This is a genomic window from Salinimicrobium sp. CAU 1759 (genome assembly GCF_054482715.1).
The window spans coordinates 162870-188162 of sequence record NZ_JBTLRK010000001.1 but is presented as its reverse complement, the minus strand read 5'-3'; the positions used below and the strand labels follow the sequence as shown (position 1 = coordinate 188162).

Here is a 25293-nt window from a genome sequence, read left to right as displayed (position 1 = left end):
GATAGTTAGTTTGAAGTTGTTGAATTCACCACATTAATATCTGTTCCCAGTCGCTGTATATAAGCGATAAGGGCAACGATCTCACGGTCTTTCATTTCCACGAATTCCAGCCCGTGCTCTTCTGCATAATTCTTGTCGGCTTCATAAGTGGCGACAAAATCTGGGTCGCTGTAAAGGTTCTGTTGGATTTGATAGGCTTGTTCCTCCATATGGGCCTGTGCATTTGCGATCTCAGCCTCGGTATAAGGAACTCCCAACTTGACCATAGCCTTCATTTTGTCTTCTGTTGAAGAACGGTCATGTTCATCTGTGATGAGCCATTTGTAGCCCGGCATGATCGATCCTGCCGATGTACTTTGTGGATCATACATGTGATTAAAGTGCCAGTTGTCTGAATATTTCTGACCAATTCTCATCAGGTCCGGTCCGGTTCGTTTACTTCCCCACAGGAATGGATGATCGTAAACATATTCTCCTGCTTTTGAATACTCACCGTAACGCTCGACTTCACTTCTGAATGGACGTATCATTTGTGAATGGCAGGATACACAGCCTTCTCTAATATAAATGTCCCTTCCTTCCAATTCCAGCGGAGTGTAGGGCTTCACGCTGGTAATGGTCGGAATATTGGATTTTACAAGGATGGTAGGTACTATCTGGATAATTCCACCAATAAGGATAGCGATCGTGGCAAGGATGGTAAGCTGTACCGGCTTGCGCTCCAGCCAGGTATGGAATCCTTCACCTACGAGTCTTCTGTTGCTTATCTTTTGTAAAGGAGCAGCTTCTGCCAGTTCGTCTGTAACTTCGGTTCCGGTTTGGATCGTTTTGTAAACATTCCACAACAGGATGAACATTCCGAAGATATACATACTACCTCCAATAGCTCTGAACCAGTACATTGGCATGATCTCGGTCACTGTCTCAAGGAAATTTCCGTAGACAAGGGTCCCGTCGGGATTGAATTGTTTCCACATAGAAGCCTGTACAAAACCAGCAACATACATTGGAAGGGCATAAAGGATAATACCTAAAGTGCCTGTCCAAAAGTGTGCATTGGCAAGTTTGATCGAATAAAGTTTTGTCTTGAACATTCTTGGAACAAGCCAGTAGACCATACCAAAGGTCAAGAACCCGTTCCAGGCAAGTGCACCAACGTGTACGTGTGCAATGACCCAGTCGCTAAAGTGGGCAATGGCGTTTACGTTCTTTAAGGAAAGCATTGGTCCTTCAAAGGTAGCCATCCCGTATCCCGTAATGGCAACTACCATGAACTTAAGAACAGGATCTGTCTTTACTTTATCCCATGCACCACGAAGAGTAAGAAGCCCGTTGATCATACCACCCCAGGATGGCATCAACAGCATTACCGAAAATGCCACTCCCAGGTTCTGAGCCCAGTCTGGCAAAGAAGAATACAATAAATGGTGAGGTCCTGCCCAGATATAGATAAATATTAAGGACCAGAAGTGGATAATAGATAGTTTATAGGAGTACACCGGCCTGTTGGCAGCTTTTGGTATGAAGTAGTACATAAGGCCCAGGAACGGAGTCGTAAGGAAAAAGGCCACAGCATTATGCCCGTACCACCACTGTACCAGTGCGTCCTGTACCCCTGCATAAACAGAGTAACTCTTGAACAATCCAACCGGGATAGCAAGGCTATTAAAGATGTGTAGGACCGCAACAGTGACAAATGTGGCAATGTAGAACCAGATAGCTACATAAAGATGCCTCTGTCTTCTCTTAAAGATCGTTGCGATCAGGTTCCAGCCAAATACTACCCAAACAACAGCAATAGCAATATCAAAAGGCCATTCCAGCTCTGCGTATTCCTTGGAACTGGTAAAGCCTAATGGTAAAGTAATGGCAGCTCCAATAATTATTAATTGCCAGCCCCAAAAGTTAATTTTACTCAGTATGTCACTGTACATTCTGGCCTTTAGCAGTCGCTGGGTGGAGTAATAGACCCCGGCAAAAATAGCATTCCCTACAAAGGCAAAGATCACTGCGTTGGTGTGTAATGGGCGTAAACGTCCAAAGCTCAACCAGGAGATCCCGTCGGTAAGATTAGGAAACAGAAATAAGAAAGCTAAAAGAAGCCCGACTAACATCCCAATCACTCCCCAAAAAAGGGTTGCGTAGAGGAATTTTTTTACGATTTTGTTGTCGTAGTAGAACTGTTGCAATTCCATTTTTTAATTGTCTAGATTAATTTTTACTCGGTTTTGTTGATTTCTCTTTTACAAGCTCATCCTCAAAAAGAATACGCACAGAAGGGGTGTAGTCATCGTCGAACTGACCATTGCGCACAGCAAGAATAAAAACAACGAAAAACACTACCGCTACAATAATGCTTATTGTAAGGAGTAAATAGATGACGCTCATACCTATTTATATATAGGGGGCAAAGCTACAGGCATTGATATTTGGTAAATATGATTTCGGTCAGGTTTGTCCAAATTGCTTCCGTAAAAAATTCAGGCATATATGATTAGGCTCATATTTCAATGCGAACCTAATTAAGACATTTGTGTCTGAAATAATTTTTTAATTCATCTGATCATGAAAAATCTGAAACACTTTAAAAAGAGATTTGTATATGTCTTCTTCCTTGCGGCAGTCGTAGCAGGATTACTTAGCGCCTGTGAAAAAGCAGTGGCTGCCAAAGAGGATCCTCAATTAATGAAAGTATATGGAGAGAGTGAAGCCGAATTAACTGCTCCTCCTATGGTTCCAAGACCCGTGGGAAAAAGAGCTGCTACCAAACTTATTGTAAATATGGAGGTAGTTGAAAAAGAAATGGAAATGAGCGACGGCGTTTCCTACGTCTATTGGACATTTGACGGAAGCGTTCCCGGAAGCTTCATCCGAACCAGGGTAGGAGACGAGATAGAATTCCACCTGAAGAATCACCCGGACAGTAAACTTCCGCACAACATCGATCTTCACGCAGTGACAGGACCTGGTGGTGGAGCTGAATCTTCTTTTGTAGCTCCGGGGCATGAAGCTGTTTTTACTTTTAAAACAATGAATCCGGGGTTATATGTTTACCACTGTGCTACCGCTCCTGTAGGGATGCACATCGCGAACGGAATGTACGGGCTTATTCTTGTTGAGCCGGAAGGTGGTCTTCCTCCTGTTGATAAAGAATATTATGTAATGCAGGGAGATTTCTACACCGAAGGCGAGAATGGCGAAAGAGGCTTACAGCCCTTCAGCATGCAGAAAGCTGTTGATGAGGATGCAGATTACGTAGTATTTAATGGAAAAGTTGGCGGACTTACGGGCGACAATGCTTTAACTGCCAAAGTTGGTGAAACTGTTCGTTTGTACGTAGGTAACGGTGGACCAAACCTGGTGTCTTCCTTCCACGTGATCGGGGAGATCTTTGATAAGGTTTACCTCGAAGGAGGTAGTATGATCAACGAGAACGTTCAAACCACTCTTATTCCTGCCGGGGGAGCTGCAATCGTTGAGTTCAAGGTGGAAGTTCCCGGAAATCTAGTGTTGGTTGACCACTCAATTTTTAGAGCATTCAACAAAGGTGCTTTGGGTATCCTCAAAGTTGAAGGTGAGGAAAATGAAGAGGTATTCGGTGGAAAGATCGAAGAAAAAGTTTATAACCCCGGAGTAACTGCTACCGAGGTGACCGAAGAAGCTTCTGAAACTGCACCTGTTGCCAGCACTTCTTTAGCCGAAAAAATGGAAAGAGGAAAACAGGTCTACACCCAAAACTGTCTTGCCTGTCACCAGGCTACTGGAGCGGGGATCCCAAATGCCTTTCCTCCACTTGCAGAATCAGATTACCTAAATGCCGATGTACATCGTGCTATCGAAGTAGTGAAATTTGGTTTGACCGGTGAAATCGAGGTGAATGGGAATGTATATAATAGCGCCATGCCTAAGCAGAACATTTCCGACGAGGATATTGCCAATGTATTGACCTATGTCTACAATAATTGGGGCAACGATAAGCAAGAGGTTACTCCCGAAATGGTGAAAGAAGTAAAATAATAAAGATGAAGACCTTAACCAGATTGGCAATTTGCATCGCTACAATGATCCAGAGCCAGGCTTATAGCCAGTCTGGTTCTATGGTCGAGGTTCTTGGAGGGGAGTTCCTTCCCCTCTATGGAACAGCAACAAAGGTTCCTGTTGGAGATTTTAAAATGGATGTCTATCCCGTGACCAATGCCGAGTTTCTGAAATTCGTAGAGGATAATCCACGGTGGAGAAAATCCCAGGTCAAGAAGCTGTTTGCTGATGATAATTACCTGCGAAGCTGGAAAAGCGATCTTAGTCTTGGCGAAGGAATGCTGCCAAATTCTCCTGTGACCAATGTTTCCTGGTTCGCAGCGAAGAACTACTGCGAGTGTCAGGGTAAGAGATTGCCTACCGTAGATGAATGGGAATATGTGGCCATGGCCAATGAGACCAGCCCCGATGCCCGAACCGAGAAATCATACAACCAGTATATCTTGAGCTGGTATGAAACTCCTGCTACCTTTAATAATCCCATAGGCGAGACCTTTAAGAATTACTGGGGCGTCTATGATCTTCACGGCCTGGTTTGGGAGTGGACGGCCGATTTTAATTCGGTGATGATAGGTGGGGAATCAAGACAGGACAGCACCGGCGATAATAATCTCTTTTGCGGGGCGGCCGCAGTTGGCGCTACAGATCTTATGAATTATGCAGCCTTTATGCGCTATGCCTTCCGCGGAAGTGTAAAAGCAAAATATTCAGTAAAGAACCTCGGGTTTAGATGTGTTCAGGATATTGAAAAAACAGAATTATGACCATGAAAAAAGTAGTTTTTATAATGCTATCAGTTGTTCTTTTTTCAGCATGTAATAATGCCGGAAAGAAGGAGGCGCAAGTAGAGAAAGAAATGGCAGTGAATACAGAGGAGGTGACGGGAGAGATCCCTGAACTTTCTATATATAACCTGCCCTCAACCTGGACCACTCAGGACAATGAGCATATTCAGCTTGAAGATCTGCGTGGCAACGTGCTGGTCATGGTTATGATCTACACCTCCTGTAAAGCTGCCTGCCCACGTCTTATTGCCGATATGCGGAATATCGAAAAGCAGGTGCCTCAAAAATACCTCGGAAAAACAAAATTCATCATGGTGAGCATAGATCCTGAAACCGATACCCCGCAGCGACTAAATGCCTTTGCTAAGGAGAACGAGATGATGGATGACCACTGGATGTTCCTTCGGGGTACACCTGAAGATACCCGTGAATTTGCCACTGTACTGGCGGTAAGCTATAAGAGGATCTCTCCAATTGACTTTTCCCACTCCAACATCATCAGCGTTTTTGATGAGGAAGGAGTATTGGTTCACCAGCAGGAAGGTCTTGGAGTAGATAATACCGAAACTGTGGAGGCTATAAATATGGAAGTTTCAAATTAAAAAGAGATTTTAGATCAGAACTAAAGGACTTTCAAAAATGACATTTTTGGAAGCCCTTTTTTTTGCTTTTAGAATAATGCCTCTATAAAGGTAATAGTTGAGGAAAGAACTGCTCAAGCAACCACACCAGCACAAGAAGCCAGATAATAACCACTAACGTACCGGCAAAGAAATTACTTTTACGGCTGAATTCCGTGGTCCTGGCCTTTTCCCGGCAGTAGGCCATTACCTGGATAGGTATGAATTTGAGGATAAGATAAATAAGCAATGGTAGCAGTATAAGGTTGTCCAACAAACCCAGCACCGGAATAAAATCGGGGATCAAATCGATGGGACTTAGTGCATAAGCTACCGTAAAAACGATAAGAGCCTTCACATACCATGGTACAAGATCTTCGGTAAGAGCGACCCGCAGGGCCTTTAGTTCCTGCTTCAGGTCGGCAGCCATTTTCTTTAGTTGTTCCCACCGGTGTCTCATTTTACCTGCATTTCCATATCTACCTAATCAATACCTGTTGCAAGAAATACTTCTCAAAAATGCCTTTTTTGAAACCCCGGATTTTCCTAGGATCTCTTGGCCTGCAAAGAAGTTTTCAATACGATCTTTTGTGCATTCAGATTTTTTTGTTCTCAAATGACATTTTTGGAAGCTTAGTTTTGAATTTCTTTATTGGAAATATAAGGACCTGAATCTTCGATAACAGAAATGAACTTGAAATATTGCTTTAAAAAGGAAGGTTGAGAGTTGGCCTTTTGGAGAAGTGAAAAACAACAAGAAGCAAGTAGGGGATTGCTTTCTCGTTGGCCCTCCCTGCCTTACGACAGGAAAACAAATAATTTAATCACTTTCCTAAAGTAGCAGTTTTTTGACATCCTTTCCAAAGTTTTGCTTAGAATTTTATAAGCAGGAAAGAAATTTAACATCCTGCTGCTACTCAGGTTTGAAAACTAAGTCCTGATTTTCTATTTTTTATTTGATCTTTCTACCAATAAGGTTAGTGCAAACCGTGGTAAAAGCAATAATTGAAATCGAACTTAATGGCATGAGAATAGCCGCGATCACCGGGGAAAGCCGACCTGTCACAGCGAAGTAGAGTCCCACAATATTATACAGAAAAGACAGGACCATGCTTATTTTTATCACTTTCATTCCTTTTTTAGAGGCTCGAATGAACTTTAAAAGGCTTCCAAACCTACTTGCATCAAGTATGGCGTCGCAGGCAGGGGAGAAGACATTCACATTTTCTGAAAGTGCGATCCCAACTTCACTTTTGGCCAGTGCACCTGCATCGTTGAGACCGTCACCTATCATTACTGTCTTCCTGCCCTCTTGCTGAAGGGAACTTATATAAGCGAGCTTGTCCTCAGGTTTTTGATTGAAGAGCATTGCAGTTTTGCCGGGGAGCATTTTTTCAAGTCTGGCTTTTTCGCCCTCATTGTCTCCTGAAAGAATTGAAAGATAATAATGCGGCGCAAGTCCAGAGAAGAGTTCTTCAACTCCTTCCCTGTATTCATTGAAGAAGATGTACCGGCCCTTATATTCATTGTTGGCGCTAACATGCACCGAAGTATTTAAGGAAGGAGCTGTAACTGTGCTTCCAACGAATTCAGCCGATCCCACTTTCATTGTCTGTTTTTGGTGTAAGCTCTCTATTCCTTTTCCTGTTATCTCGCGGAATTCTTCAGGCGGAGTAATATCATATTCAGCCAGCATGTCGTATAAGGTGCGGCTTAAAGGATGGTTGGATGCACGAAGCGTATTTTTCAGAAGAGATTCTTCTTCCGGGCTAAGTTCTAGTCCTTCATAGCTGATACTGCTTTTCCTGTTGGAGGTTATAGTTCCGGTCTTGTCAAAAATGAGACTATCTGCTTTTGCCAGCTGCTCAATAACTCCGGCGTTCTTCAGATAAAACTTCTTGTTTCCGAAGATTCGCAGGAGGTTACCCAGAGTAAAAGGGGTAGACATGGCGAGGGCGCAGGGACAGGCGATGATCAAAACCGCAGTGAAAACATTAACAGCGGTAGCAACATCCAAAAACGCCCAGAATGCCGCAGCCGAAAATGCGAGCAATAAAAGTACAATGGTGAAATATTTGCTGATGTGGTTGATAAAGGAAGTAAAAGAATCTTCTTTTTTTACCTGGAATACATCGTTGCTCCATAATTTGGTGAGGTAGCTTTGAGAAACAGATTTTAAAGCTTCCATTTCAATCATTCCCGAAACCTGTCGCCCGCCTGCAAATAGTTTATCTCCCGATTCTTTTTGAACAGCTTCAGATTCTCCTGTCACAAAACTATAGTCAATCCTGCCGTTCCCATTGATGAGAATTCCATCTACAGGAATAAGTTCCTCATTTCTTATTAAAATGCGATCCCCTTTTTCAATGTCGTGAACATGTATACTTTCTTCCTTTCCGTCGGAATTTATGCGGGTAATTCCTATAGGGAAGTACGACTTGTAATCCCTCTCAAAGGAGAGAAAATTGTAGGTCTTTTGCTGAAAGAATTTTCCCAGGGTAAGAAAGAATACCAGTCCGGTAAGGCTATCAAAAAATCCTGTGCCCCAGTCAAAGCTTATTTCTATGGTGCTTCGAATGAAAAGCACCAGGACCCCTAGCGCAAGAGGCACATCAATATTGAGAATTCCGGCTCTAAGGCCTTTATATGCTGAAATGAAATAATCCTGCGCAACATAAAAAACTACCGGCAGGGAGAAAGCGAACATGAGCCATCTAAATAGCCCTTTATACTGCTCCAGCCAGTATTCATTTACTTCAAAATATTCAGGAAAAGAAAGGAACATCACGTTTCCAAAGGCGAAACCAGCTACCCCAAGTTTATAGATGATGCCACGATTGATCTTTTTCTTTCCGGTCTCAGTGTCATCCAGGCTTATATATGGTTCATAGCCAATGCTACTTATGAATAAGACGAGCTCCTTTAAATCAAGTTTTTCAGAATTATAGGTGATACGGAGGGTCTTTTTCGGGAAATCAACCTGGGATGCAGTGATCTCTGGCTTGAGCTTGTTGAGGTTTTCCAGGATCCAGATGCAGGAACTACAGTGAATATGCGGAATATATAGGGAGATCACCTGTACGTTGCCGTCATTGAACTCCAGGAGCTTGTCGGCGATCTGCTCGTTGCTTAAGAAATCATATTTACCTTCATACTTCGCTGGTGCCGCACCCGGTGCAGCCTCCAAGTCATAATAGGAAGCAAGGCCGTTCTCTGAAAAAATTTCATAAACGGTCTTACAGCCGTTGCAACAAAAAGATTTGTCGTCAAAGGTGATGCATGACTTTATGGTATCACCACAGTGATAGCAAGAAAGTTCCTCCATAAAAATTGCTCGTTTCGTACCGGGTACAAAGGTTGAAAATGAGCAGGTTGGAAAATATGATTGTGGTCATATTTTAAACCATGACCTTCAAAAATGACATTTTTGAAAAGAAACCTTTTACGGGGCTATTCGTTATGTACCACTTGGGATCTGGAGTATTTTTCAATTTCAGAATTGACTTCGGCACCCAAAAGGATAATCAGGCTTGTAAGGAAAAGCCATAGCAGCATCACTACTACTGCCGAGATGGAGCCGTAGACTTCCCCGTAACTTCCAAAATTTTTGACGTAAAATGAAAATCCCCAGGAGGCAATGAGCCATAGAAAAGTAGACAGAATAGCCCCGGGAAGGACCCATTTAAAATCTGGCTTCTTTTTGGCGGGCGCATAGCGATAAACAGCGCCGAGGAAAAACACCACTATTGCTGCAAGAACAAGCCAACGCAGCCAGGAAATAAGACCTTTAATGGTAGATGGAAGTGGGATTTTGTCTACCATGGCCGGCCATAGTACAATAACCCCTAAACTTAGGATTACCAGTAAAACGGCTCCAAAAGTAAAGAGCAGGGTAAGCGCATTCTGTTTTATAAATCCGCGGTCATTAGATGTGTTGTATGCAATATCGATACCTGTAAAAAGGGATTTTGTGCCTTTGTTAGCACTCCAGATACTTAAGAGAATCCCTATAGCAAGGCTCCAGCTTAAGGCGCTGCCTGAAGTTGAGACCAGATCCTGCAGTTGAGCCTGTATGATCTCGAAAGCCTGCTGGGGCATCACCTGGGAGATCTTTTGCAGTTGCTCCTGAAGGCTTTGTGGGTCCATGGCCAAACCATATATAGAAACCAGTGCTCCAATGGCGGGGAAAACTGCAAGAAAAGCGTAAAAAGCAACTCCTGCTGAAACAATTGATACGTTGTCTTCACCAAACATGTCCTTGACTCCAACTCCTATGGATTTCCAGCCGGAAAAAGGGATTTCAGAAGGCTTATTTATTTTACGTTTTGGACGGTAAGTCTTGCTCATTATTTGCATTTTCTGAATTAACATTCTTAAAATAAGAAATTCATGTAGCAGATTTTCTAATATCTGCTATAAACATTTGTTAATCCTGAAACTCTCACTCCCGTTCAGCTACCTTTCCCTGCTTTTTAAAATGCCCAATTACAGAAGGAGCTGTGAAACCATGTATAATAATTGAAATAAGGATTATATATGCTGTGATCGCATATAATTCATTCTTATGATCAAAGTAGTCAAAACTAACAAAGGCCCAGGACAAATAAAATATTGACCCTATTCCCCGTATTCCAAAGAAGCTTATTGCCAGTTTGCTCTTGAAGTCACCTTTAACGCCGGCTAATCCTATTATGCCTGCTACGGGTCTTATTACCAGGACAAATAGGACTGCAAACAGAACTCCTTTCCAGTCTGTTAGTGCCAGCATGCCATTCATTAGGGAGCCGCCAAAGAGTAAGATGTATATCACCATGAAAAGGTGTTCCATTTCCTGTACAAAGTCATGTAATTTTTTCTTGTAATCCTGGTCCACTTTTTCATAGTAGCGAAGGGAAAAACCGGCAAAGAAAACCGCCAGGAAGCCGTACCCGTGAAGAAGTTCGGTCGCCCCGTAGGTCATAAAGGTGAGGGAAAGGGCTAAAAAACCGACAAAGGTCTTTACACCTGCATATTTATAAATGCGATCCATCAAGTGACCAATCAACCATCCTATAAACAAGCCACAGGCTACTCCTATAATTACTTTGAGTAAAAGTTTGTCCCATAACCAGTTAGTGAAGTTAAAGGCAGCCCAGCTTCCGGCTTGTGCCACCAATACTGCCAGGTAGGAAAAGGGATACGCGATCCCGTCGTTCAGGCCTGCTTCGGCGGTCAATGTAAACCTGATATCACTGGCGGGTTCTTCCTCCTCCATTGGGTCATCCAGTTGAACTTCAGCTGCCAGAACAGGATCTGTAGGAGCAAGAACGGCAGCCAGGAGAAGGCTGGAAGGCAGGCTGAGTAACAGAAAATATTGTCCCAGTAAGAAAGCAGAGATCATGCAAATAGGCATAGTTACAAAGACAAGGAGAAGGGGCTTCCGCCAGGCCCTAAGACTATAGTGAGCACCTATTTTTAATCCCGCACCCATTAAGGAGATTATTACCAGCGCTTCTGAGAAGTACATAAGGCTTTGATCTTCCCATAAAGGATCGGGCCAACCTAGTGGCAGTCCAATCGCAAAGAGTCCGAACCCGATAAGCAGTAGTAGTATTGGAGAGCTTATTTTGAGCTTTTCAGAAAAAGCAGGTAGCCAGGCCATAATAATGGTGGCAAAACCCAGACCTGCAAGGATCAAATAGTGTTCTTTCATTAAAGAAAAATAGGATTTATTACGTCCTGCACTTCATAAAGGAATGTTACTTCTTTAAGGTTATACAGTATAATTTAAATTTTTGGGATATTATCCAATGCAGAGGTAGGATTTTTTCCAAAAAGATCTAAATTTGTAAGTATGGGAACAGACGTATCACAAGAAATTAAAAGGTTCAAAGAGGTAAGAGATGAAAATAATTTCACTCAAACTGAATTCGCTCAGCTGCTTGGGATCAAAAATTCTACAGCCGATATTGAAAGAGGACGTACAAAACTTTCAGGTAAGGTAGTTGCCGAACTCCTGCGGCAATTCGGGATCAACCCGTTATGGTTGTTTGGAGAGAGCAATCAAAAATACCTTCAGGTCACAAAAGGCGATGTTAGTCCTAAAGTTGTAAGCCTTAACAGTGCAGAAGAAGAGAATATTGTACTGGTCAATGTGAAAGCTGCTGCCGGTTATCCGCATAATGTGCAGGATGTGGAGTGGTATCAACAGCTTCCGGCCTTTGATATTCCTTTACCCGAATATCGCAATGCCACGCATCGCGGATTCCAGATCGAAGGTGATAGTATGTTACCTAACTTCAGGCCCGGGGAATGGGTGTTGGGGAAAGCAGTACCAACTATTGAAGAAGCCAGCAACAACAGGATCTACGTGGTGGTGCTATATGATTCCGTGCTCGTCAAAAAACTTCAAAAGCTACCAGATCCTTCTAAATTACTCCTCATTTCGTTGAATGAAGAATATCTTCCAATAGAGGTAAAAGTAAATGATGTGCAGGAACTGTGGCAGGTGAACAGCAAGCTTACTTTTAATCTTGAAGCGCCTTCCGAGAGTAGCTTATTAAAGCAGCTGCAACAATCAATGGAAGATCTTAAAAGTGAATTCAAAACTTTAAAGCATTAAAAAACGGCCTGAGAATTTCAGGCCGTTTTCCAGGATCTTCAAACCCTGTGGTTAGAGTTGGTTAGTTGTCTTATTAAAGATCATCATCTTCATCGAAACCGGAATTTTCACCGGCTTTGTTCACCCTTGCGGGAGGAAATGAAAGATATTAAGAAAGCGAAACTTACAAGTATTAATAGAAGATACTCTTTATATCCTCGTTACAAAATTAATACTCATCTTCTATTTCTTCAGCTTCCTCTTCAAGTTCTTCATTTAATTCCATGTCATCTACATCGTCGGCTTCTTCTGTATCTCTACAGGAGACAAAAGATGTGCTGATTGAAAATAACAGGGCGAATAAGAAAATTAGCTTTTTCATGATTAGTGATTAGAGTTTAAAGGGGTTAGATGTCATCCTCCATGTCATCGTACTCGTCCTCTATTTCATCACCTCTATCTTCCAGTTCATCTGTAGCTTCTTCAATTTGATCTCCACGGTCGGCTTCATCGCGACAGGAAATGAAAGATGAACTTACACCGAAAAGTAAGGCGAAAATTAAAATTAATTTTTTCATTGCTATTGGTTTTTAGGGTTAGTTCTAACAAATTTATAGAAAGCTATTCATTATTAGTATTTTAGATGCTAAAGTTTTCCTAAAACAGCCTTAAAGCTGAAGGTTTAATAGGAATAACTTAATTGTCATCTCCGATTTTTTCAATCTCTTCGTCTATTTCTTTGTTGACTTCTTTGTCAACTTCTTTGGCAGTTCTCTCCAGGATACCTTCTCTTCCTTCTTCCTCCTTAACTTCCTTTTCAACTCTCACTTCACGTACTACTCTCTCTTCTTTTACTTCCTCTCTACAGGATACGAAAAGAATAGCGTTAAGGCTAAGGAACATAATAAACAACTTAAATTTCATAATGTAAATTTTAGGGATTTGAACAGCCAAGGTAGGAAACTTCTGCTTCTGCTACTCCGAATTTGGCAGCACTTTGGCAACTTTTCAAAAGGAGATTCTAAAATGAGGTCTCTAAAATGCCAATTTTAAAGATTAATTTATAAACGAGCCATCTCATTTAATGGATGGCTCGTTCTACTCGTGAAAAGAAAATATTTATTAGAATATTCCTTCAAGTGCTAACATTCCTCCCACAGCCGAGGCTACTGCAGATACCACTCCGGTAGCAACCAGCCACCAGGCAGCTGTTGCAGCTGCCTTCCGGGATTCTTCGGCAGCAATTAGAGCTTTTTCTTTAGCTTCGGCCATCTTTTCATTGACCTTGATCTGGATGTCGTAAGCCTTCTTCAGCACATTATCCCGTGCACTAACGATCTTTTCGGCTATAGGTTCAGCTTCAGAACGGGTGAGGGAAGTCCTGTTGGAGATCATAGTGATCATCTCCTGTTTGTTGTAATGTTCGAGCTTATACTTTAGATCTGGCCCGGCGCCTGACTCCTGAAAGATAGAGGTGAAATCTGCATAGATCCTGTTCAGGTCATTCTTTCCACTCTGGAACATGGATTTCACTTTTGCCTCGAGGTCCTGTTTTTTCTGCTGCGCATCTCCTTTTTTTGCTGCGGCTTTATTTTCCTGGTCATTAAAGAATGATTGTACCTTTTTAAGTACTTTTTCGGCCTGGGAGATCTTTTGATCTGCTTCTCTTTTATCCATGTCCTGAGATGCCAGAAGTTTTACCAGAGTATTGCGGTCAAACGCACTGGCCTTAGCTTTAGCAATATTCTTCGCTTCTTTTGGTTCGTTCAGGATCCTCTTAAGATCTTCCTCGAGTTTTTCAGGTTGCAATTCACCATTGTTGGTATTCTTTAAAGCGTCTTTTATTTTATCCTGATACTTATTTATCTGCTCTCTGTCGGCCGCAGTAAGATCTTCAATTCCTGCTTTTGCTTTTTCCTCGGGAGAGGCATCGCTTTTGGCAATATTCTTTATGCTGTTCACATGGTCTTTTATTGCCTCCTTATCTTCTTTGGAAAGAGAGCTTTTTTCGGCTTCTTCCAGGACAAGGCGCTTAACAGAATTAGGATAATCAAAATCTGCCTTTTCTGTAACCTGGATATCTGTGATAAGGTTTTTTATCTGCTTTTTCAGGTTTTGTATATCGATGCGCTGTGGCTGCAATTGTTGGATATAATCATCTACTTTTTTATCTACATCATGAGTAGAGAACAACTCCTCAAATTGCTTACGCATTTCTTTGGCTTCAGTTTTAGCCTTGGTTTTTGCAACCTCTTTTGCTACGCCGGCATCAGATCTGGTGAAAACAGAACCTGCAGATGATAAACTGCTTTTCACTGTTGAAGCCAGTCCACCCACTAAAGAGGTGATCATATTTACTTCCAGGTAAGTGACCACCATAAAAAAAGCAGCCCATATAACAAGTCCTAAGGTCGCTCCAATAAAGTTTGCACCAATAAGTCCCAGTTTTACTGCAAAAAGACTTGCAAAGAACAGTGCTATTGATGTGGTTACAAGGGTCCAAACTCCCAGGCCTGTAGAGACTTTTTGCCCTACATTCATTCCGTCATCATCGTCGTCATCATGTGGATGAGCTTTTTGACGGTCTTTGGCTGATTCGCTGTGACCTTTTTTTCGAATGTTGCCTACTGCCGTAATTCCACCGGCAACGGAAATTGCAGTCAACAACAATTGGAATCCTAGAGCCAACAGGACCCCCGCTACTACCGCAATAAAGAAATTAGTCTCTTCCAGGAGCACAGCAGCTCCCACTTCTTCCTGGGCGAAAAGATTCAGGGGAAATAAAATTGATAAAATTAGAATATACCTCTTCATAGCTGATATTTAATTGGTTATATTCTAATTTAAGGCTTTGGATGCTGGATTTTTTTTAAATTATTCTTAAAACCCGTCCATTTTAAGGATAACTTAATGTTTAGGAGGTGCAGTCCAATAGAAACAAAAAAAAATTAAGATTTGAGTAAAGGAAGCAGCTTTAAGTGGATATCTTCACAAGCTTGTTTTGAGAGAGGCTTTTCTCTATAGTCAATAACTCTGGCATAACTTTCGGCTGTTCTACGGTCGCTGTCATTAATAGAAGAGGTCACCATTACAACAAAAATTTTTTCCTTCTCAGGTAAGTTTTCTATCTGGTCGAGGAAATCCCAGCCGTTGAAATGCGGCATATTGATATCAAGAAAGATGAGAAGGTTATTGTCTGAAGTCCTGTGAATTAAAAAGTGCATCGCTTCTTCTGCACTAATAAAGTCTCTGACATTAGAAGGCAACTTACTTTTTTTGATAAGTACCTTGTGCAGAAACAGTACTACTGCATCGTCATCAATAACAATAACGTCTAAATTCATATAAGCAGGTGAAGCAATTTGGCGGGGGCTATCCTAAATTGCGGTTGACAATTTAACCTATTGTGTAATGTCAAAGATAGAAAAATTATTTTCTCAGACTTTTAAAACTGGAATAGCAGGCTCCTGAATTCCCATACTTTATAAATGAAAAGCAGGAAGAAAATGGCAGTAACCACAAATTCCATAAAGGTAGAAGCCAGCAGACCTATGAAGGAGCCTGAAGCCGCTTTGAGGGCTGTCCTGGAGTCGGCTTTGTTGAGGATCTCTCCGAGGTAAGCTCCAACAAAAGGTGCGATAAGAATAGCAAACGGAATTGGAATAAAGATCCCGACGAATAATCCTATAGTCGCTCCAAACATTCCTTGTTTACTACCTCCCAGGTATTTTGTGCCCAGGGCGGGGATAGCATACTGTAAGGCAAAAATGATAATGGTAACCAGTAGGGTTATTCCAAGATAAGTGTAATTCATGGGAACTACAGAAGTGAGATGGAGTACGAGGAGACCGGCCCAGCTCACCGGGATACCGGGGAGCATAGGAAGAAAGCTGCCAAGTATGCCCACCAGCATTAAAATTGCTGCCAGGCAAAGGAGAATGATGTCCATAGGGGTCAATTTTTGGCTAAGATAGAGAAAGGGCAGAAATAAAATTTTAACTAAATGATTAGTTTTAACTAAATATTTAGTTTAACTTAGCCTTATTAAGTGAAAATTTCATGAAACAATTGACAAAAGCTGAAGAAGAGATCATGCAAATCCTCTGGAACCTGAGAGAAGCTAACGTGGCTTCCATTATAGATGAAATGCCCGAGCCAAAACCTGCTTATAATACTGTTTCGACCATAGTTCGAATTCTCGAAAGCAAAGCTTTTGTAGACCATAGGAAGGCAGGAAAGGGTTATATCTATTTCCCTGTTGTTGAAAAAGAGACCTACACGAACCAAAGTATGAACAAGTTAATTGATGGATATTTCAATGGTTCATTCAAAAGTATGGTATCCTTTTTTATGAAGAAGAATAAAATGGATACTAAAGATCTTGAGGCAATCCTTAAGGAGATCAATAAAAAAGAAGACTAATGCTACAGTACATTTTAGAGACCATAGCTTTTCAGCTTATTTTCCTATTGGTTTACGAGCTGTTTCTGAAAAAAGAAACCTTTTTCACCTATAACCGGGCGTACCTTTTACTTACCCCGGTGCTGGCTTTACTGCTTCCATTGCTGAAGATCCCGGCATTGCAGGCTGCCATTCCTGCGGAAACTTTTGTAACACTTCCCGAAGTATTCTTAGGAGCCGGTTCTGCTGAAGCTACGTCTCAAAGCTTTGCCGGAACAAATGCCGAAGTACCTCAGGCTATTAATTGGTGGCTGCTGGTCTATGGCGGCGGATTCCTCTTTAGCCTTGGATTCTTCTTCAACAAATTCAGGATCCTTAGGCAATTATTTGCTCATAAACCGGTGGTGAAAACAGCCGAAATGAAGATCGTGGAGGTTCCAAATTCAAGGATCGCCTGTACTTTTTATAATACTATTTTTCTGGGAGCTCAACTTTCAGCAAAGGAAAGAGAGCAGATCCTTTCTCACGAGCTGGTGCATTTAAAACAGAAACATACGTTGGACCTGTTGTTCTTCGAGGTGCTAAGAATAGTTTTCTGGTTCAATCCCCTTATTTATATCTACCAGTCCAGGATCTCTGCGTTGCATGAATATCTCGCCGATGCAGGGGTAGTCAAAAATGTCAAAAAACAGGAATATTTCCAGCAGCTCTTAAATTCGGCTTTTAATACTGAAGATATTTCTTTCATCAATCAATTCTTCAGTCATTCAATCATTAAAAAACGAATAGTTATGTTGCAAAAAAACAGATCAAAATCTACTTCAAAATTCAAATTTTTGATCCTTCTGCCGCTCATGTTGGCTATGATGGTGTATGTATCCTGTAGTACTGCCAAAGGTCAGGAGAAAAGTGCCGCCCAATCTGAAGTATCTTCTGTAGCAGCCCCGGAAGCTAACGATTCCGGGGAACAAATTATAGACTATCCATTTGCCGTTGTTGAGCAAGTGCCGGTTTTTCCCGGATGTGAAGATTTGGCTACTCATGAAGAACAGAAGGAATGCTTTTCGCAGGGAATTAATAATTTCATCAATACCAACTTCAATACTTCACTTGGAAAAAAATTGGGACTGGAAGGTCTTACCAGAGTCTATGTGCGCTTTAAAGTTTCTGCAGATGGAGAAGTGACAGATGTAGAAGCCCGAGCTCCACATCAAGATCTTGCAGAAGAAGCAAAACGGGTACTATACTCTTTGCCTAAAATGGAGCCTGCAATGCATGACGGAAAAAAAGTTGCAGTCCTATACACTGTGCCAATTAACTTCATGGTTCCTAAGAACACTTCCGAAAAAGGAGATTCAGACAATTAGCATGAAGTTTAAAAGTATAATTATTATTTTTCTTTTCATAGCCATTAAAGCCGAAGCTCAAACTTCGGCTTTAGCTGTTGCCGACAGCCTTTATTCTGTAGGGAATTATTCCGAAGCTATTAAGGAACTGGAAAGATCAGACCAAAAGTCTGAAGCGGTACTGCTCAAACTTGCCCAGGCCCAAAAAGCAAACGGAAATATTTCTGCAGCTCTTGCTAGCTACAAAGCTGTCATGGAGTCCAATCCCGAAAAACTTTTAACTGCGGTGGAATATGCAAAATTGCTTTCCTCTACCGGAAACCTTCAGGAGGCAGATAGCATTTTCACAAATCTTGTGAAGAAACATCCCATGAATGCCGGGTTTCATTATCAGCTGGGCTTGATCCGGGAGAAGAGGAAAGATTCCACTGCAATGAGCCATTACAACATTACCATTCTGTTGCAAAAAACTCATCAACAAGCACTAATAAAGGTTGCGACACGTGCTCTTGCCGGGGGCAAATTAATACGTGCAGAGCGGCTGAGTAAACAGGGTCTTGAAACGAACCCTAATGGGATCGCTCTTCTGTCTATTCTTGCACAGTCTTATTATTATCAAAAGGAATACGAACAGGCCATTGAGCAATTCGAGAAATTAGTAGCTCTTGGTGCAGGCAGCGAGTTTGTCCACATCAAAACAGGTACAGCATATTTTCACCTGAAAAACTATGAAGAGGCGATTGCTCATTTCAATTCGGCGCTCAATTATGAGGATAAGAATCCGGAAACCCATTATAGCCTGGGGAAGCTATATGCTCTACAAGGTGAATATGAAAACTCTGAAGGACATCTACTACAGGCTCTCCTTTTAAAAGATGTGCCCGTGGACGAAGAACTCACCAGCATCGGGCTAACTTATAAGCTTCAGGAAAAGCCGGAAAAAGCACTGGTTTATTTCCAAAGGGCCGTTGAAGAAAACCCCGATAATGAACGGGCGATGTATGAACGTGCCATCGCGGCCGACTCTTACTACGAAGATCTTCAAACCCGGCTTAAGTATTACCAGGAATATCTCGAAAGATTTGAGGAGTACGGCAGCCGTAATCTGGTGCTGTTGGCGAAGCGCCGGGCAAAGGATTTAAGGGAAGAGATTCACATGAAATCTACAGCTTCAGGAACAAAGTAGAATTTTTTCGGCAAACTCCTTAAATTCACTATTTTTGAGAAGTTTCTGTCCCAATGAAGAAAACTTTACTCTTTGTCTTGATTTGTTTTCTGCTTTCCTCCTGCGAAGAATTAACTACCCGCAAAGTTTCTTCGGAAGAGATCCTTATTGAAGAAACCCGTGACTTCAACTGGCATGAAGTGGATAATTATCCAGCCTTTGCCGAGTGCCGTAATATTACTGAAGTTGAAGCGGCCAAAGCTTGTTTTGGGAACAAAGTCTCTCAATATTTTTATTCCAGGCTCGAAGCCAAAAAACCTGTGGTGACCGAGGCTCTGGACGATACACTTTATATTTATTTAAAGATTTCGGAAAAAGGAACGGCGGCAATAGATTCCATGGAAATTGATTCTCTAATAGTAAACCAACTGCCCGACATCAAAACCTGGCTTTCCGAAAGTGTTGATTCCCTCCCAAAGATCTATCCTGCCACAAAACGCGGAATTCCGGTGAAAACTACTTTCAGGATGCCGGTCGTGATCAAGGCGGAATGATCAGGAGAAACTAGAGCCAAGAGTCAGGAGCCAGGACTTAAAGTACAATTGCTTGGTGCTCTTCTTTTATCTTACCTGCTTTGTGTGAAATTTTCTAATGGAATTCAAAAAGCTTCCTTTCTGTAGTAATCGGTGAATAGGAAAATTTATTTAATGTTGCGTGTCAGTGCGAGCGATTGTAGGAAGCACGGCAATCTCTCGCTGGTATTAGATTCACCTGGAACCAAAGTGTGATAGATACTTCCAACTCCTAACTACCGTCTACCGTCTACCGACTACCGTCTACCGACTACAAACTATACTTATATCCTACAGTGAAATCAATAGGAAAATTCCCGTTTGTGTCCAGAACAATGGCAAAAATGTCATTGTATCCAAGGGTGATAAAGCTGTTTGATGTAATGGGAATGTCACTACCAATTCCAAAGCTAAAGGGCGCTGTAAACGTGAATCCGTTATCCTCTCTAATGGCCACTACTTCCCCGTTGTCATTGGTAATTGCAATTGATTCTTCAGAATAATAAAAGCTCGCCAGGCGCACATCAACATGCAGGTCAAAATGCTTTAGATAAAGAGCTTTGAACCTGTAATTAAGAGAAATTTGGGTTGCAGTATAATCATAATCACTTTGCCTGAAGCTGTGTCGCAGCTGCAAAAAAGCGGAGTGCCTTGGAGCAAGATTAGGATCGTAGAACTCATACTCCAGGCCGGCGACCGGTGCAAGTGCATTCTCAGGATTATCTGTATAGATGTTGTTAGAAAGGCCAGTAAATAAGCCAATCCGCTGTTTAATATTTTCTGTAGCTTCATTAAAAACGTAATCCTCCTGAACCTTGGAATTGTACGTGTTAACGAAATACCTTAGGCTGTACAGTACAAATTGCAAATCCTCTATTCTCATCTTTGCATCTGTAGTAAGCGCAGCAAGCTGTTCTTTATATTCCTGATCTCCATTTGTGTTCAGGAGTTCTACCATACGGTTACCCTTTTGCACGAAATAGCGATATTCGTGATCTTTTTCTGTCCAGTAAAGGCTTAGCGGTCCCTTAACTTCCCTGTTGAGCTGCAGGGTGTCCCTGTTAATAATATACACTTCCTGTGCAGCTGCGGGAAGTGCAAGGAAGAAGATCAAGCTGAAAAGAATAAGCCTTATTTTCTGCATTTTTTGGGACTCAAGAGAATTAAAGATAAGAAAAATTTCCAGCGGCAACCTATTTTTTAAAAGCTCTGTCCTTCCATCTGAATTCTGAAAACAGAGAACGAATTACCACCCAGCTGCTGAAAAAAGGGTAAACAATACTGCTTAAAAAGTAGCTTTTCACCACATGTTCCCTGTCAAAGAATTTGGCGCTGTTATAGATCAGGAGAAAATCTATATTGAATTTTATGATAAACATGAAAGACAGGATCCAGAGCGGTAGTGCCGCAACAATAGTACCTGCAGTCGCTATTACCAGCAAAAAGTTCATCAGGAAGACCAGAAGCCCCGTGCCTTTGGAGAAATTCGATTTATATGCAGCTGCTTTTGCTGCCCATCGCACCCGCTGGGAAAATAATGCAGTCCAGGTCTCTGTTGCCGCAGTCTGTACAATGGCTTCCGGAGATTTTAGAAAAACTGATTTTAAACCTTTCTGCCTGAATTTCTCCAGCAAAAAGATGTCATCTCCTCCTGCAAAATCCTGGTTTCCTTCAAAACCACCGACCTCCAAAAAGGCCTTTTTTGAGTAGCAAAAGTTTGCGCCGTTACACATAAAGGGCAGGCCGACTCCAAAGCCGCCGATTGTTGCAGCCTGCAGACTCAAAATATCCATTTCCTGAAAGCCTCTCAAAAATGACATTTTTGACACCTCTTTTTTTAGCGCTACCGGGGCAGCAATAGCTTTTGCATCTGTCTCCTCAATAATCGAGTTGAATTTTTCCAGCCACGCCTGCGGCACCACACAATCGGCATCTGTGGTTAAAATGTAATTATGTTCTGAAGCTGAAATCGCTAAGTCCAGTGCGTCCTTTTTTGGGCTTCCCGATTTTTGGATGTTTTGGAGTAGCCGAATGTTAAGCTGAGGATTTTCCTTCCGGAAATCTTTCCATAATTCAGCCGAATTATCGTCGGAAGCATCATCGACTGCCAGGATCTCAAACATTTCAGCGGGATATTTCAGCTTTTGTAGAGAATCAAATAGCGCCTGAAGATTTTCAGCTTCATTGCGGTATGGAATGACTATCGAAAATTGTGTTTTTGGAGCTGAAATTTTTCCGGAGAATTCTGGCACCTGGAAAAATCCGTAGAGCAGGAAGAGCATGGCCAGTGCGTAAAGCAGCGTAATAATTACTGCAGCCGCGATCATGTTATGGCGTGCTTGGCCTTTTTGTACCTAAGGACGTAATAACTTCCCGCAAGACCGGGAAGGCCGAAATTGAGGATCCAGACCGTAAGTACGATGGTAAGTACAATAATTTGTGGTACCTGTAAAAGTCCGAATATCCAAACGGCAAATCCGCCTTTAATGAAAGCATCAAAAATGATCATGGTGGGGATAATGGAAGCCAGGATATAAGTACTGAAAACAGCCGCAATAAGCAGCGGATATGATACGTCTACCTGGAACTGCAGCAGTAAAAAGTAGAATTGGTGGGTGAAGATGATGAACCTGACACTGGCAAAAATGAGCGTTTTCCACCTGATCTCTTCAGAAACCTTATGGAATGATTCTTCCAGCCTCTTAATGGAATATCCTTTAAGGCGTATCTTAAATTTTTTCATCACGAAGTAAAGGATGAAAGGCGCAAAAAGAAGTCCTGAGACCAGAATTATATTAAATACAGGCAATGCGAGATCTACAGAAGTAATGAGGAAAAGGAGCCCTGCTATTCCAAAGAAATAAGTAGCAAAAAGCTGGGCAGTATTTCCAAGGAAATTCAGGAATATGATCTTTCGCCATTCTGCCCGTACATAGTAGAGACATTTCGCTCCATATTCTCCAATCCGGCTAGGCGTGAAGATCGCCGCGGTAAAGGAAGCCAGGCTTTCTCTCATGGAACGCATAAAAGAATTATCTCTTACGTGGCTGCTAAGCGTTTGCCATTTTAAGATCTCAAAGTACCAGTTTGCTATTGAAAAAAGCACCAGAATTAAAATATTGGTAAAGGAGAAGATCCTGTAACGATCAAGGATATCTACAAAGCGGTCGAAGTCCATGCTCTCATCCCTGGTGACCCTGTACCAAATAAATGATACTGCGGCCAATACCACCAGGATCTTGAGAACTAGTGAGAAGAATTGATTAGCTTTGTGCGAGGTTATTCGCATGAATTTATTTAAGAACCCGATAACTGCCGGGCTTTTATTACCGGCACGTTTGAACCTGCAATATTACGAAGCTTTTGACTACCGAAAAAATCATTTTAGGCATTGACCCCGGAACCACGATCATGGGATTCGGTCTCATCAAGGTGGTGAATAAAAAAATGTCCTTTCTGCAACTCAATGAACTGCACCTTCAAAAATATGACGATCCTTACGTTAAGCTGAAGCTGATCTTTGAGCGTACCGTGGAGCTTATCGACACCTGGCACCCCGATGAGATCGCGATTGAAGCGCCTTTCTTCGGAAAGAATGTCCAATCCATGTTGAAGCTGGGTCGGGCGCAGGGAGTGGCAATGGCAGCAGGTTTAAGCAGGGAAGTTCCGGTAACCGAGTACTCTCCAAAAAAGATAAAAATGGCGATCACCGGAAACGGAAATGCCAGTAAGGAACAAGTCGCCGGCATGTTACAAAGTCTTCTTTCCCTCAAATCCCTCCCCAAGAATCTCGACGCCACCGACGGACTCGCAGCTGCTGTTTGTCATTTCTATAACTCCGGAAAAGTGGAAATTGGCAAGAGCTATTCGGGTTGGGCAGCTTTTGTGAAGCAAAATCCGGGAAAAATAAAATGATTTGAAGATGTGTGGATTTGAAGATTTGAAAATGATCTTCAAATTTTCAAATTACCAAATCATCAAATTAAAACAATGGCTGGAATTTATATACATGTGCCTTTCTGCAAACAAGCCTGTCACTACTGTGACTTTCATTTCTCGACTTCGGTAAAGAAGAAACCGGAGATGGTGGAGGCAATTTGCAAAGAATTGAAGCTGCGGAAGGATGAAATAAAGGATCAAGTGGAGACCATTTATTTTGGAGGCGGAACTCCGTCGCTGCTTTCTGCGGAAGAGCTAGCGCAGATCTTCGCAGTGATTCACGAATCTTATGAAGTTGCTGCTGATGCCGAAATCACTCTCGAAGCCAACCCCGATGATCTTACTGAGGAAAAGATAAAGATGCTTGCGGCTTCTCCAGTCAATCGGCTAAGTATTGGGGTGCAGTCATTTTTTGAAGCAGATCTTAAGTTGATGAATCGGGCGCACAATTCCGAAGAGGCTTTGGAATCCATAAGACTGGCGAAAGAGTATTTCGAAAATATTTCCATTGATCTTATTTACGGCATTCCGGGCATGAGCAATGAACGCTGGAAAGAAAATCTGCAGATCGCTTTGGATCTCGGCGTACCGCATATTTCAAGCTATGCATTGACGGTAGAACCTAAGACAGCTTTGAAAAGCATGATCGAGAAAGGCAAAATAGCTCCGGTAGAGGAGGAGCTGGCAAAGGAGCAGTATGAGATCATGACCGAATTGTTAGCATCTGCCGGCTTTGACAATTACGAATTCTCCAACTTCGGCAAATCTGGATTCTTCTCCCGGAATAACACCGCCTACTGGTTTGGTAAACCTTATTTGGGAATAGGTCCTTCTGCACATTCTTTCGATGGCTTCAACCGCAAGTGGAACATTAATAACAATACGCTCTACATCAAGGCCCTTCAAAAAGGGGAAATTCCGGCTGAAGTTGAGAAACTATCGATATCAGATCGCTACAACGAACTGGTCATGACGCGTCTGCGAACCAAATGGGGAATTGCTGTAGATGAGGTTGAAAGGAGCTTTAGAAGAAGATACAAGGATTACCTGCTTAGAGAAGCTGCGAAGTTAATTGATTCCGGTATGCTGGAATGGAACGACAACCGTCTCCAGGTTTCCAAAAAAGGCAAATTCTTAAGCGATGGAATTGCTGCAGACTTGTTTTGGGTGGAGGAGAATTAAATCTTTTTTAAAAAACGGAGTAATTTTGCAGGATCTTTTCTATTATCCCAAAAACCGGTAATAAAGATTTTAGGCGAATCACACTTGTAGATGATACTATAGTGCCTCAAAATTAAAATGCGGGACTCAGGAAAATTGGCAGGCTTACCTACCTCGGGATGGGTTCTAAGAATTTCGAGCCTTTCCCTGATTACGGTGTTTAATTTTCGTGAATAGTTGGTATTTCCATTTCGCTCGTTCCAGTACCGAAAGACTTGATCTCTCTGTCCTTTAGCCGTAAAAGTCCAAAGAATTTCTATTTCATCCATTCCTCGTCCTGTCTCATCAGATCTTTTTCAGAAATAAGCCTATTCTCGTTGATATCCACTTCACTCATTTGAAGCATCTCAATTTGATCAGAAGTTAAATTTATCTCTTCCTTCTCCTGAGTAGCGCTAAAAAGACCTTCAATGGCATTTAAAAGCTGTTCATTTTCGCTTACCATAATTCGATCAATCAGTCTACTTTTCAATTTTTGTATTGTTTTCATTGCCTTTGCTATTAAGTCCCGTCTAGTAAAGATAATAATTATTAGAGGTATAGATTTTAAATACCATTGACTAAACCTGGAAAGATTGTTCTTTGGGTAGTGAATATTAATAGTCAGAAAAACATTCTATTTTTAC

Annotated in this window: 27 protein-coding genes; 10 read left to right on the top strand and 17 right to left on the bottom strand. The window is 41.9% G+C overall.

Translation table 11 applies throughout. The features are described from left to right. Positions 1-5: 5 nt before the first annotated feature. Together ccoN and ccoS are read right to left on the bottom strand one after the other, a co-directional pair. Positions 6-2195, bottom strand: coding sequence for a cytochrome-c oxidase, cbb3-type subunit I (gene ccoN, locus ACXYMT_RS00835; RefSeq protein ID WP_459057200.1), 2190 nt, complete (start codon positions 2193-2195; stop codon positions 6-8). A 16-nt stretch (positions 2196-2211) separates the two neighbouring features. After that, positions 2212-2388 (bottom strand): cbb3-type cytochrome oxidase assembly protein CcoS, encoded by a 177-nt coding sequence (gene ccoS, locus ACXYMT_RS00830; RefSeq protein ID WP_324720780.1) that lies wholly within the window; start codon positions 2386-2388, stop codon positions 2212-2214. Between the two features lie 177 nt (positions 2389-2565). Between ccoS and nirK the strand changes: the two genes are divergently transcribed. The 3 genes from nirK to ACXYMT_RS00815 are packed head-to-tail and all read left to right on the top strand — an operon-like array spanning position 2566 to position 5425. After that, a complete protein-coding gene (nirK, locus tag ACXYMT_RS00825) occupies positions 2566-4017 on the top strand; it encodes a copper-containing nitrite reductase (protein WP_459057199.1) in 1452 nt (483 codons plus the stop codon). 5 nt (positions 4018-4022) lie between these two features. Beyond that, on the top strand, positions 4023-4802 hold the full coding sequence (locus tag ACXYMT_RS00820) for a formylglycine-generating enzyme family protein (RefSeq protein WP_459057198.1): 780 nt from the start codon (positions 4023-4025) through the stop codon (positions 4800-4802). A 2-nt stretch (positions 4803-4804) separates the two neighbouring features. Then, complete coding sequence (locus ACXYMT_RS00815; protein ID WP_459059128.1) at positions 4805-5425, top strand: SCO family protein; 621 nt, start codon at positions 4805-4807, stop codon at positions 5423-5425. 82 nt (positions 5426-5507) lie between these two features. On the opposite strand, the gene ACXYMT_RS00810 is transcribed toward ACXYMT_RS00815, so the two are convergent. From ACXYMT_RS00810 to ACXYMT_RS00795, 4 genes are all read right to left on the bottom strand, one after another. Beyond that, the gene (locus ACXYMT_RS00810) at positions 5508-5903 is read right to left on the bottom strand and encodes a YkvA family protein (RefSeq protein WP_459057197.1); all 396 of its coding nucleotides are present in this window, start codon (positions 5901-5903) and stop codon (positions 5508-5510) included. 492 nt (positions 5904-6395) lie between these two features. Continuing rightward, positions 6396-8768, bottom strand: a complete 2373-nt coding sequence (locus ACXYMT_RS00805; RefSeq protein WP_459057196.1) for a heavy metal translocating P-type ATPase — start codon at positions 8766-8768, stop codon at positions 6396-6398. A 125-nt stretch (positions 8769-8893) separates the two neighbouring features. After that, positions 8894-9790: a YihY/virulence factor BrkB family protein gene (locus tag ACXYMT_RS00800; protein ID WP_459057195.1), complete on the bottom strand. Its 897-nt coding sequence runs from the start codon at positions 9788-9790 to the stop codon at positions 8894-8896. Positions 9791-9884: 94 nt separating this feature from the next. Further along, positions 9885-11135, bottom strand: a complete 1251-nt coding sequence (locus ACXYMT_RS00795) for a cation:proton antiporter (RefSeq protein WP_459057194.1) — start codon at positions 11133-11135, stop codon at positions 9885-9887. 141 nt (positions 11136-11276) lie between these two features. Between ACXYMT_RS00795 and ACXYMT_RS00790 the strand changes: the two genes are divergently transcribed. Beyond that, entirely contained in the window at positions 11277-12044 is a 768-nt protein-coding gene (locus ACXYMT_RS00790; protein WP_459057193.1) for an XRE family transcriptional regulator, read from the top strand. Positions 12045-12252: 208 nt separating this feature from the next. Here ACXYMT_RS00790 and ACXYMT_RS00785 read toward each other — a convergent pair whose 3' ends face one another. The 6 genes from ACXYMT_RS00785 to ACXYMT_RS00760 all read right to left on the bottom strand — a co-directional run bounded on the left by ACXYMT_RS00785 (position 12253) and on the right by ACXYMT_RS00760 (position 15972). Continuing rightward, complete coding sequence (locus tag ACXYMT_RS00785; RefSeq protein ID WP_324720788.1) at positions 12253-12405, bottom strand: hypothetical protein; 153 nt, start codon at positions 12403-12405, stop codon at positions 12253-12255. Positions 12406-12430: 25 nt separating this feature from the next. Further along, entirely contained in the window at positions 12431-12601 is a 171-nt protein-coding gene (locus ACXYMT_RS00780; protein WP_459057192.1) for a hypothetical protein, read from the bottom strand. A gap of 118 nt (positions 12602-12719) precedes the next feature. Further along, a complete protein-coding gene (locus tag ACXYMT_RS00775) occupies positions 12720-12947 on the bottom strand; it encodes a hypothetical protein (RefSeq protein ID WP_459057191.1) in 228 nt (75 codons plus the stop codon). Between the two features lie 198 nt (positions 12948-13145). Then, complete coding sequence (locus ACXYMT_RS00770; RefSeq protein ID WP_459057190.1) at positions 13146-14837, bottom strand: hypothetical protein; 1692 nt, start codon at positions 14835-14837, stop codon at positions 13146-13148. Positions 14838-14971: 134 nt separating this feature from the next. Further along, positions 14972-15367, bottom strand: coding sequence for a response regulator (locus ACXYMT_RS00765; protein ID WP_459057189.1), 396 nt, complete (start codon positions 15365-15367; stop codon positions 14972-14974). Between the two features lie 101 nt (positions 15368-15468). Next, complete coding sequence (locus tag ACXYMT_RS00760) at positions 15469-15972, bottom strand: DUF456 domain-containing protein (protein WP_459057188.1); 504 nt, start codon at positions 15970-15972, stop codon at positions 15469-15471. Between the two features lie 110 nt (positions 15973-16082). Here ACXYMT_RS00760 and ACXYMT_RS00755 point away from each other — a divergent pair, with 110 nt between their 5' ends. Genes ACXYMT_RS00755 through ACXYMT_RS00740 form a run of 4 tightly spaced genes read left to right on the top strand, consistent with a single transcriptional unit; the run spans position 16083 to position 19489 of the window. Next, positions 16083-16445 (top strand): BlaI/MecI/CopY family transcriptional regulator, encoded by a 363-nt coding sequence (locus ACXYMT_RS00755; protein WP_459057187.1) that lies wholly within the window; start codon positions 16083-16085, stop codon positions 16443-16445. Further along, positions 16445-17791, top strand: coding sequence for a M56 family metallopeptidase (locus ACXYMT_RS00750; protein WP_459057186.1), 1347 nt, complete (start codon positions 16445-16447; stop codon positions 17789-17791). The genes ACXYMT_RS00755 and ACXYMT_RS00750 overlap by 1 nt, the downstream gene beginning before the upstream one ends. Position 17792: 1 nt before the next feature. Beyond that, the gene (locus tag ACXYMT_RS00745; RefSeq protein ID WP_459057185.1) at positions 17793-18956 is read left to right on the top strand and encodes a tetratricopeptide repeat protein; all 1164 of its coding nucleotides are present in this window, start codon (positions 17793-17795) and stop codon (positions 18954-18956) included. Positions 18957-19009: 53 nt separating this feature from the next. Then, entirely contained in the window at positions 19010-19489 is a 480-nt protein-coding gene (locus ACXYMT_RS00740; protein WP_459057184.1) for a hypothetical protein, read from the top strand. A 289-nt stretch (positions 19490-19778) separates the two neighbouring features. Here ACXYMT_RS00740 and ACXYMT_RS00735 read toward each other — a convergent pair whose 3' ends face one another. The 3 genes from ACXYMT_RS00735 to ACXYMT_RS00725 are packed head-to-tail and all read right to left on the bottom strand — an operon-like array spanning position 19779 to position 22796. Then, positions 19779-20651 carry a hypothetical protein gene (locus ACXYMT_RS00735; protein WP_459057183.1) on the bottom strand — a complete coding sequence of 291 codons (873 nt, stop codon included), beginning with the start codon at positions 20649-20651 and terminating at the stop codon, positions 19779-19781. A 49-nt stretch (positions 20652-20700) separates the two neighbouring features. Continuing rightward, positions 20701-21834: a glycosyltransferase gene (locus ACXYMT_RS00730; RefSeq protein WP_459057182.1), complete on the bottom strand. Its 1134-nt coding sequence runs from the start codon at positions 21832-21834 to the stop codon at positions 20701-20703. Continuing rightward, positions 21831-22796, bottom strand: coding sequence for a hypothetical protein (locus tag ACXYMT_RS00725; RefSeq protein WP_459057181.1), 966 nt, complete (start codon positions 22794-22796; stop codon positions 21831-21833). Before ACXYMT_RS00725 ends, ACXYMT_RS00730 begins: the two co-directional genes overlap by 4 nt. 74 nt (positions 22797-22870) lie before the next feature. Between ACXYMT_RS00725 and ruvC the strand changes: the two genes are divergently transcribed. Together ruvC and hemW are read left to right on the top strand one after the other, a co-directional pair. Then, positions 22871-23422, top strand: coding sequence for a crossover junction endodeoxyribonuclease RuvC (gene ruvC / locus ACXYMT_RS00720; RefSeq protein WP_168137463.1), 552 nt, complete (start codon positions 22871-22873; stop codon positions 23420-23422). A 75-nt stretch (positions 23423-23497) separates the two neighbouring features. After that, positions 23498-24628 carry a radical SAM family heme chaperone HemW gene (hemW, locus tag ACXYMT_RS00715; protein WP_459057180.1) on the top strand — a complete coding sequence of 377 codons (1131 nt, stop codon included), beginning with the start codon at positions 23498-23500 and terminating at the stop codon, positions 24626-24628. On the opposite strand, the gene ACXYMT_RS00710 is transcribed toward hemW, so the two are convergent. Then, positions 24625-24936 carry a type II toxin-antitoxin system RelE/ParE family toxin gene (locus tag ACXYMT_RS00710; protein WP_459057179.1) on the bottom strand — a complete coding sequence of 104 codons (312 nt, stop codon included), beginning with the start codon at positions 24934-24936 and terminating at the stop codon, positions 24625-24627. The two genes, hemW and ACXYMT_RS00710, sit on opposite strands and share 4 nt — an antisense overlap. Then, positions 24924-25139, bottom strand: a complete 216-nt coding sequence (locus ACXYMT_RS00705; RefSeq protein ID WP_459057178.1) for a hypothetical protein — start codon at positions 25137-25139, stop codon at positions 24924-24926. The genes ACXYMT_RS00710 and ACXYMT_RS00705 overlap by 13 nt, the downstream gene beginning before the upstream one ends. Between the last annotated feature and the right edge of the window lie 154 nt (positions 25140-25293).

Bases quoted from the DNA above. Each gene is read 5' to 3' on its own strand.
- ccoN (WP_459057200.1), bottom strand. From the start codon at position 2,195: ATGGAATTGCAACAGTTCTACTACGACAACAAAATCGTAAAAAAATTC.
- ccoS (WP_324720780.1), bottom strand. From the start codon at position 2,388: ATGAGCGTCATCTATTTACTCCTTACAATAAGCATTATTGTAGCGGTA.
- nirK (WP_459057199.1), top strand. From the start codon at position 2,566: ATGAAAAATCTGAAACACTTTAAAAAGAGATTTGTATATGTCTTCTTC.
- ACXYMT_RS00820 (WP_459057198.1), top strand. From the start codon at position 4,023: ATGAAGACCTTAACCAGATTGGCAATTTGCATCGCTACAATGATCCAG.
- ACXYMT_RS00815 (WP_459059128.1), top strand. From the start codon at position 4,805: ATGAAAAAAGTAGTTTTTATAATGCTATCAGTTGTTCTTTTTTCAGCA.
- ACXYMT_RS00810 (WP_459057197.1), bottom strand. From the start codon at position 5,903: ATGAGACACCGGTGGGAACAACTAAAGAAAATGGCTGCCGACCTGAAG.
- ACXYMT_RS00805 (WP_459057196.1), bottom strand. From the start codon at position 8,768: ATGGAGGAACTTTCTTGCTATCACTGTGGTGATACCATAAAGTCATGC.
- ACXYMT_RS00800 (WP_459057195.1), bottom strand. From the start codon at position 9,790: ATGAGCAAGACTTACCGTCCAAAACGTAAAATAAATAAGCCTTCTGAA.
- ACXYMT_RS00795 (WP_459057194.1), bottom strand. From the start codon at position 11,135: ATGAAAGAACACTATTTGATCCTTGCAGGTCTGGGTTTTGCCACCATT.
- ACXYMT_RS00790 (WP_459057193.1), top strand. From the start codon at position 11,277: ATGGGAACAGACGTATCACAAGAAATTAAAAGGTTCAAAGAGGTAAGA.
- ACXYMT_RS00785 (WP_324720788.1), bottom strand. From the start codon at position 12,405: ATGAAAAAGCTAATTTTCTTATTCGCCCTGTTATTTTCAATCAGCACA.
- ACXYMT_RS00780 (WP_459057192.1), bottom strand. From the start codon at position 12,601: ATGAAAAAATTAATTTTAATTTTCGCCTTACTTTTCGGTGTAAGTTCA.
- ACXYMT_RS00775 (WP_459057191.1), bottom strand. From the start codon at position 12,947: ATGAAATTTAAGTTGTTTATTATGTTCCTTAGCCTTAACGCTATTCTT.
- ACXYMT_RS00770 (WP_459057190.1), bottom strand. From the start codon at position 14,837: ATGAAGAGGTATATTCTAATTTTATCAATTTTATTTCCCCTGAATCTT.
- ACXYMT_RS00765 (WP_459057189.1), bottom strand. From the start codon at position 15,367: ATGAATTTAGACGTTATTGTTATTGATGACGATGCAGTAGTACTGTTT.
- ACXYMT_RS00760 (WP_459057188.1), bottom strand. From the start codon at position 15,972: ATGGACATCATTCTCCTTTGCCTGGCAGCAATTTTAATGCTGGTGGGC.
- ACXYMT_RS00755 (WP_459057187.1), top strand. From the start codon at position 16,083: ATGAAACAATTGACAAAAGCTGAAGAAGAGATCATGCAAATCCTCTGG.
- ACXYMT_RS00750 (WP_459057186.1), top strand. From the start codon at position 16,445: ATGCTACAGTACATTTTAGAGACCATAGCTTTTCAGCTTATTTTCCTA.
- ACXYMT_RS00745 (WP_459057185.1), top strand. From the start codon at position 17,793: ATGAAGTTTAAAAGTATAATTATTATTTTTCTTTTCATAGCCATTAAA.
- ACXYMT_RS00740 (WP_459057184.1), top strand. From the start codon at position 19,010: ATGAAGAAAACTTTACTCTTTGTCTTGATTTGTTTTCTGCTTTCCTCC.
- ACXYMT_RS00735 (WP_459057183.1), bottom strand. From the start codon at position 20,651: ATGCAGAAAATAAGGCTTATTCTTTTCAGCTTGATCTTCTTCCTTGCA.
- ACXYMT_RS00730 (WP_459057182.1), bottom strand. From the start codon at position 21,834: ATGATCGCGGCTGCAGTAATTATTACGCTGCTTTACGCACTGGCCATG.
- ACXYMT_RS00725 (WP_459057181.1), bottom strand. From the start codon at position 22,796: ATGCGAATAACCTCGCACAAAGCTAATCAATTCTTCTCACTAGTTCTC.
- hemW (WP_459057180.1), top strand. From the start codon at position 23,498: ATGGCTGGAATTTATATACATGTGCCTTTCTGCAAACAAGCCTGTCAC.
- ACXYMT_RS00710 (WP_459057179.1), bottom strand. From the start codon at position 24,936: ATGGATGAAATAGAAATTCTTTGGACTTTTACGGCTAAAGGACAGAGA.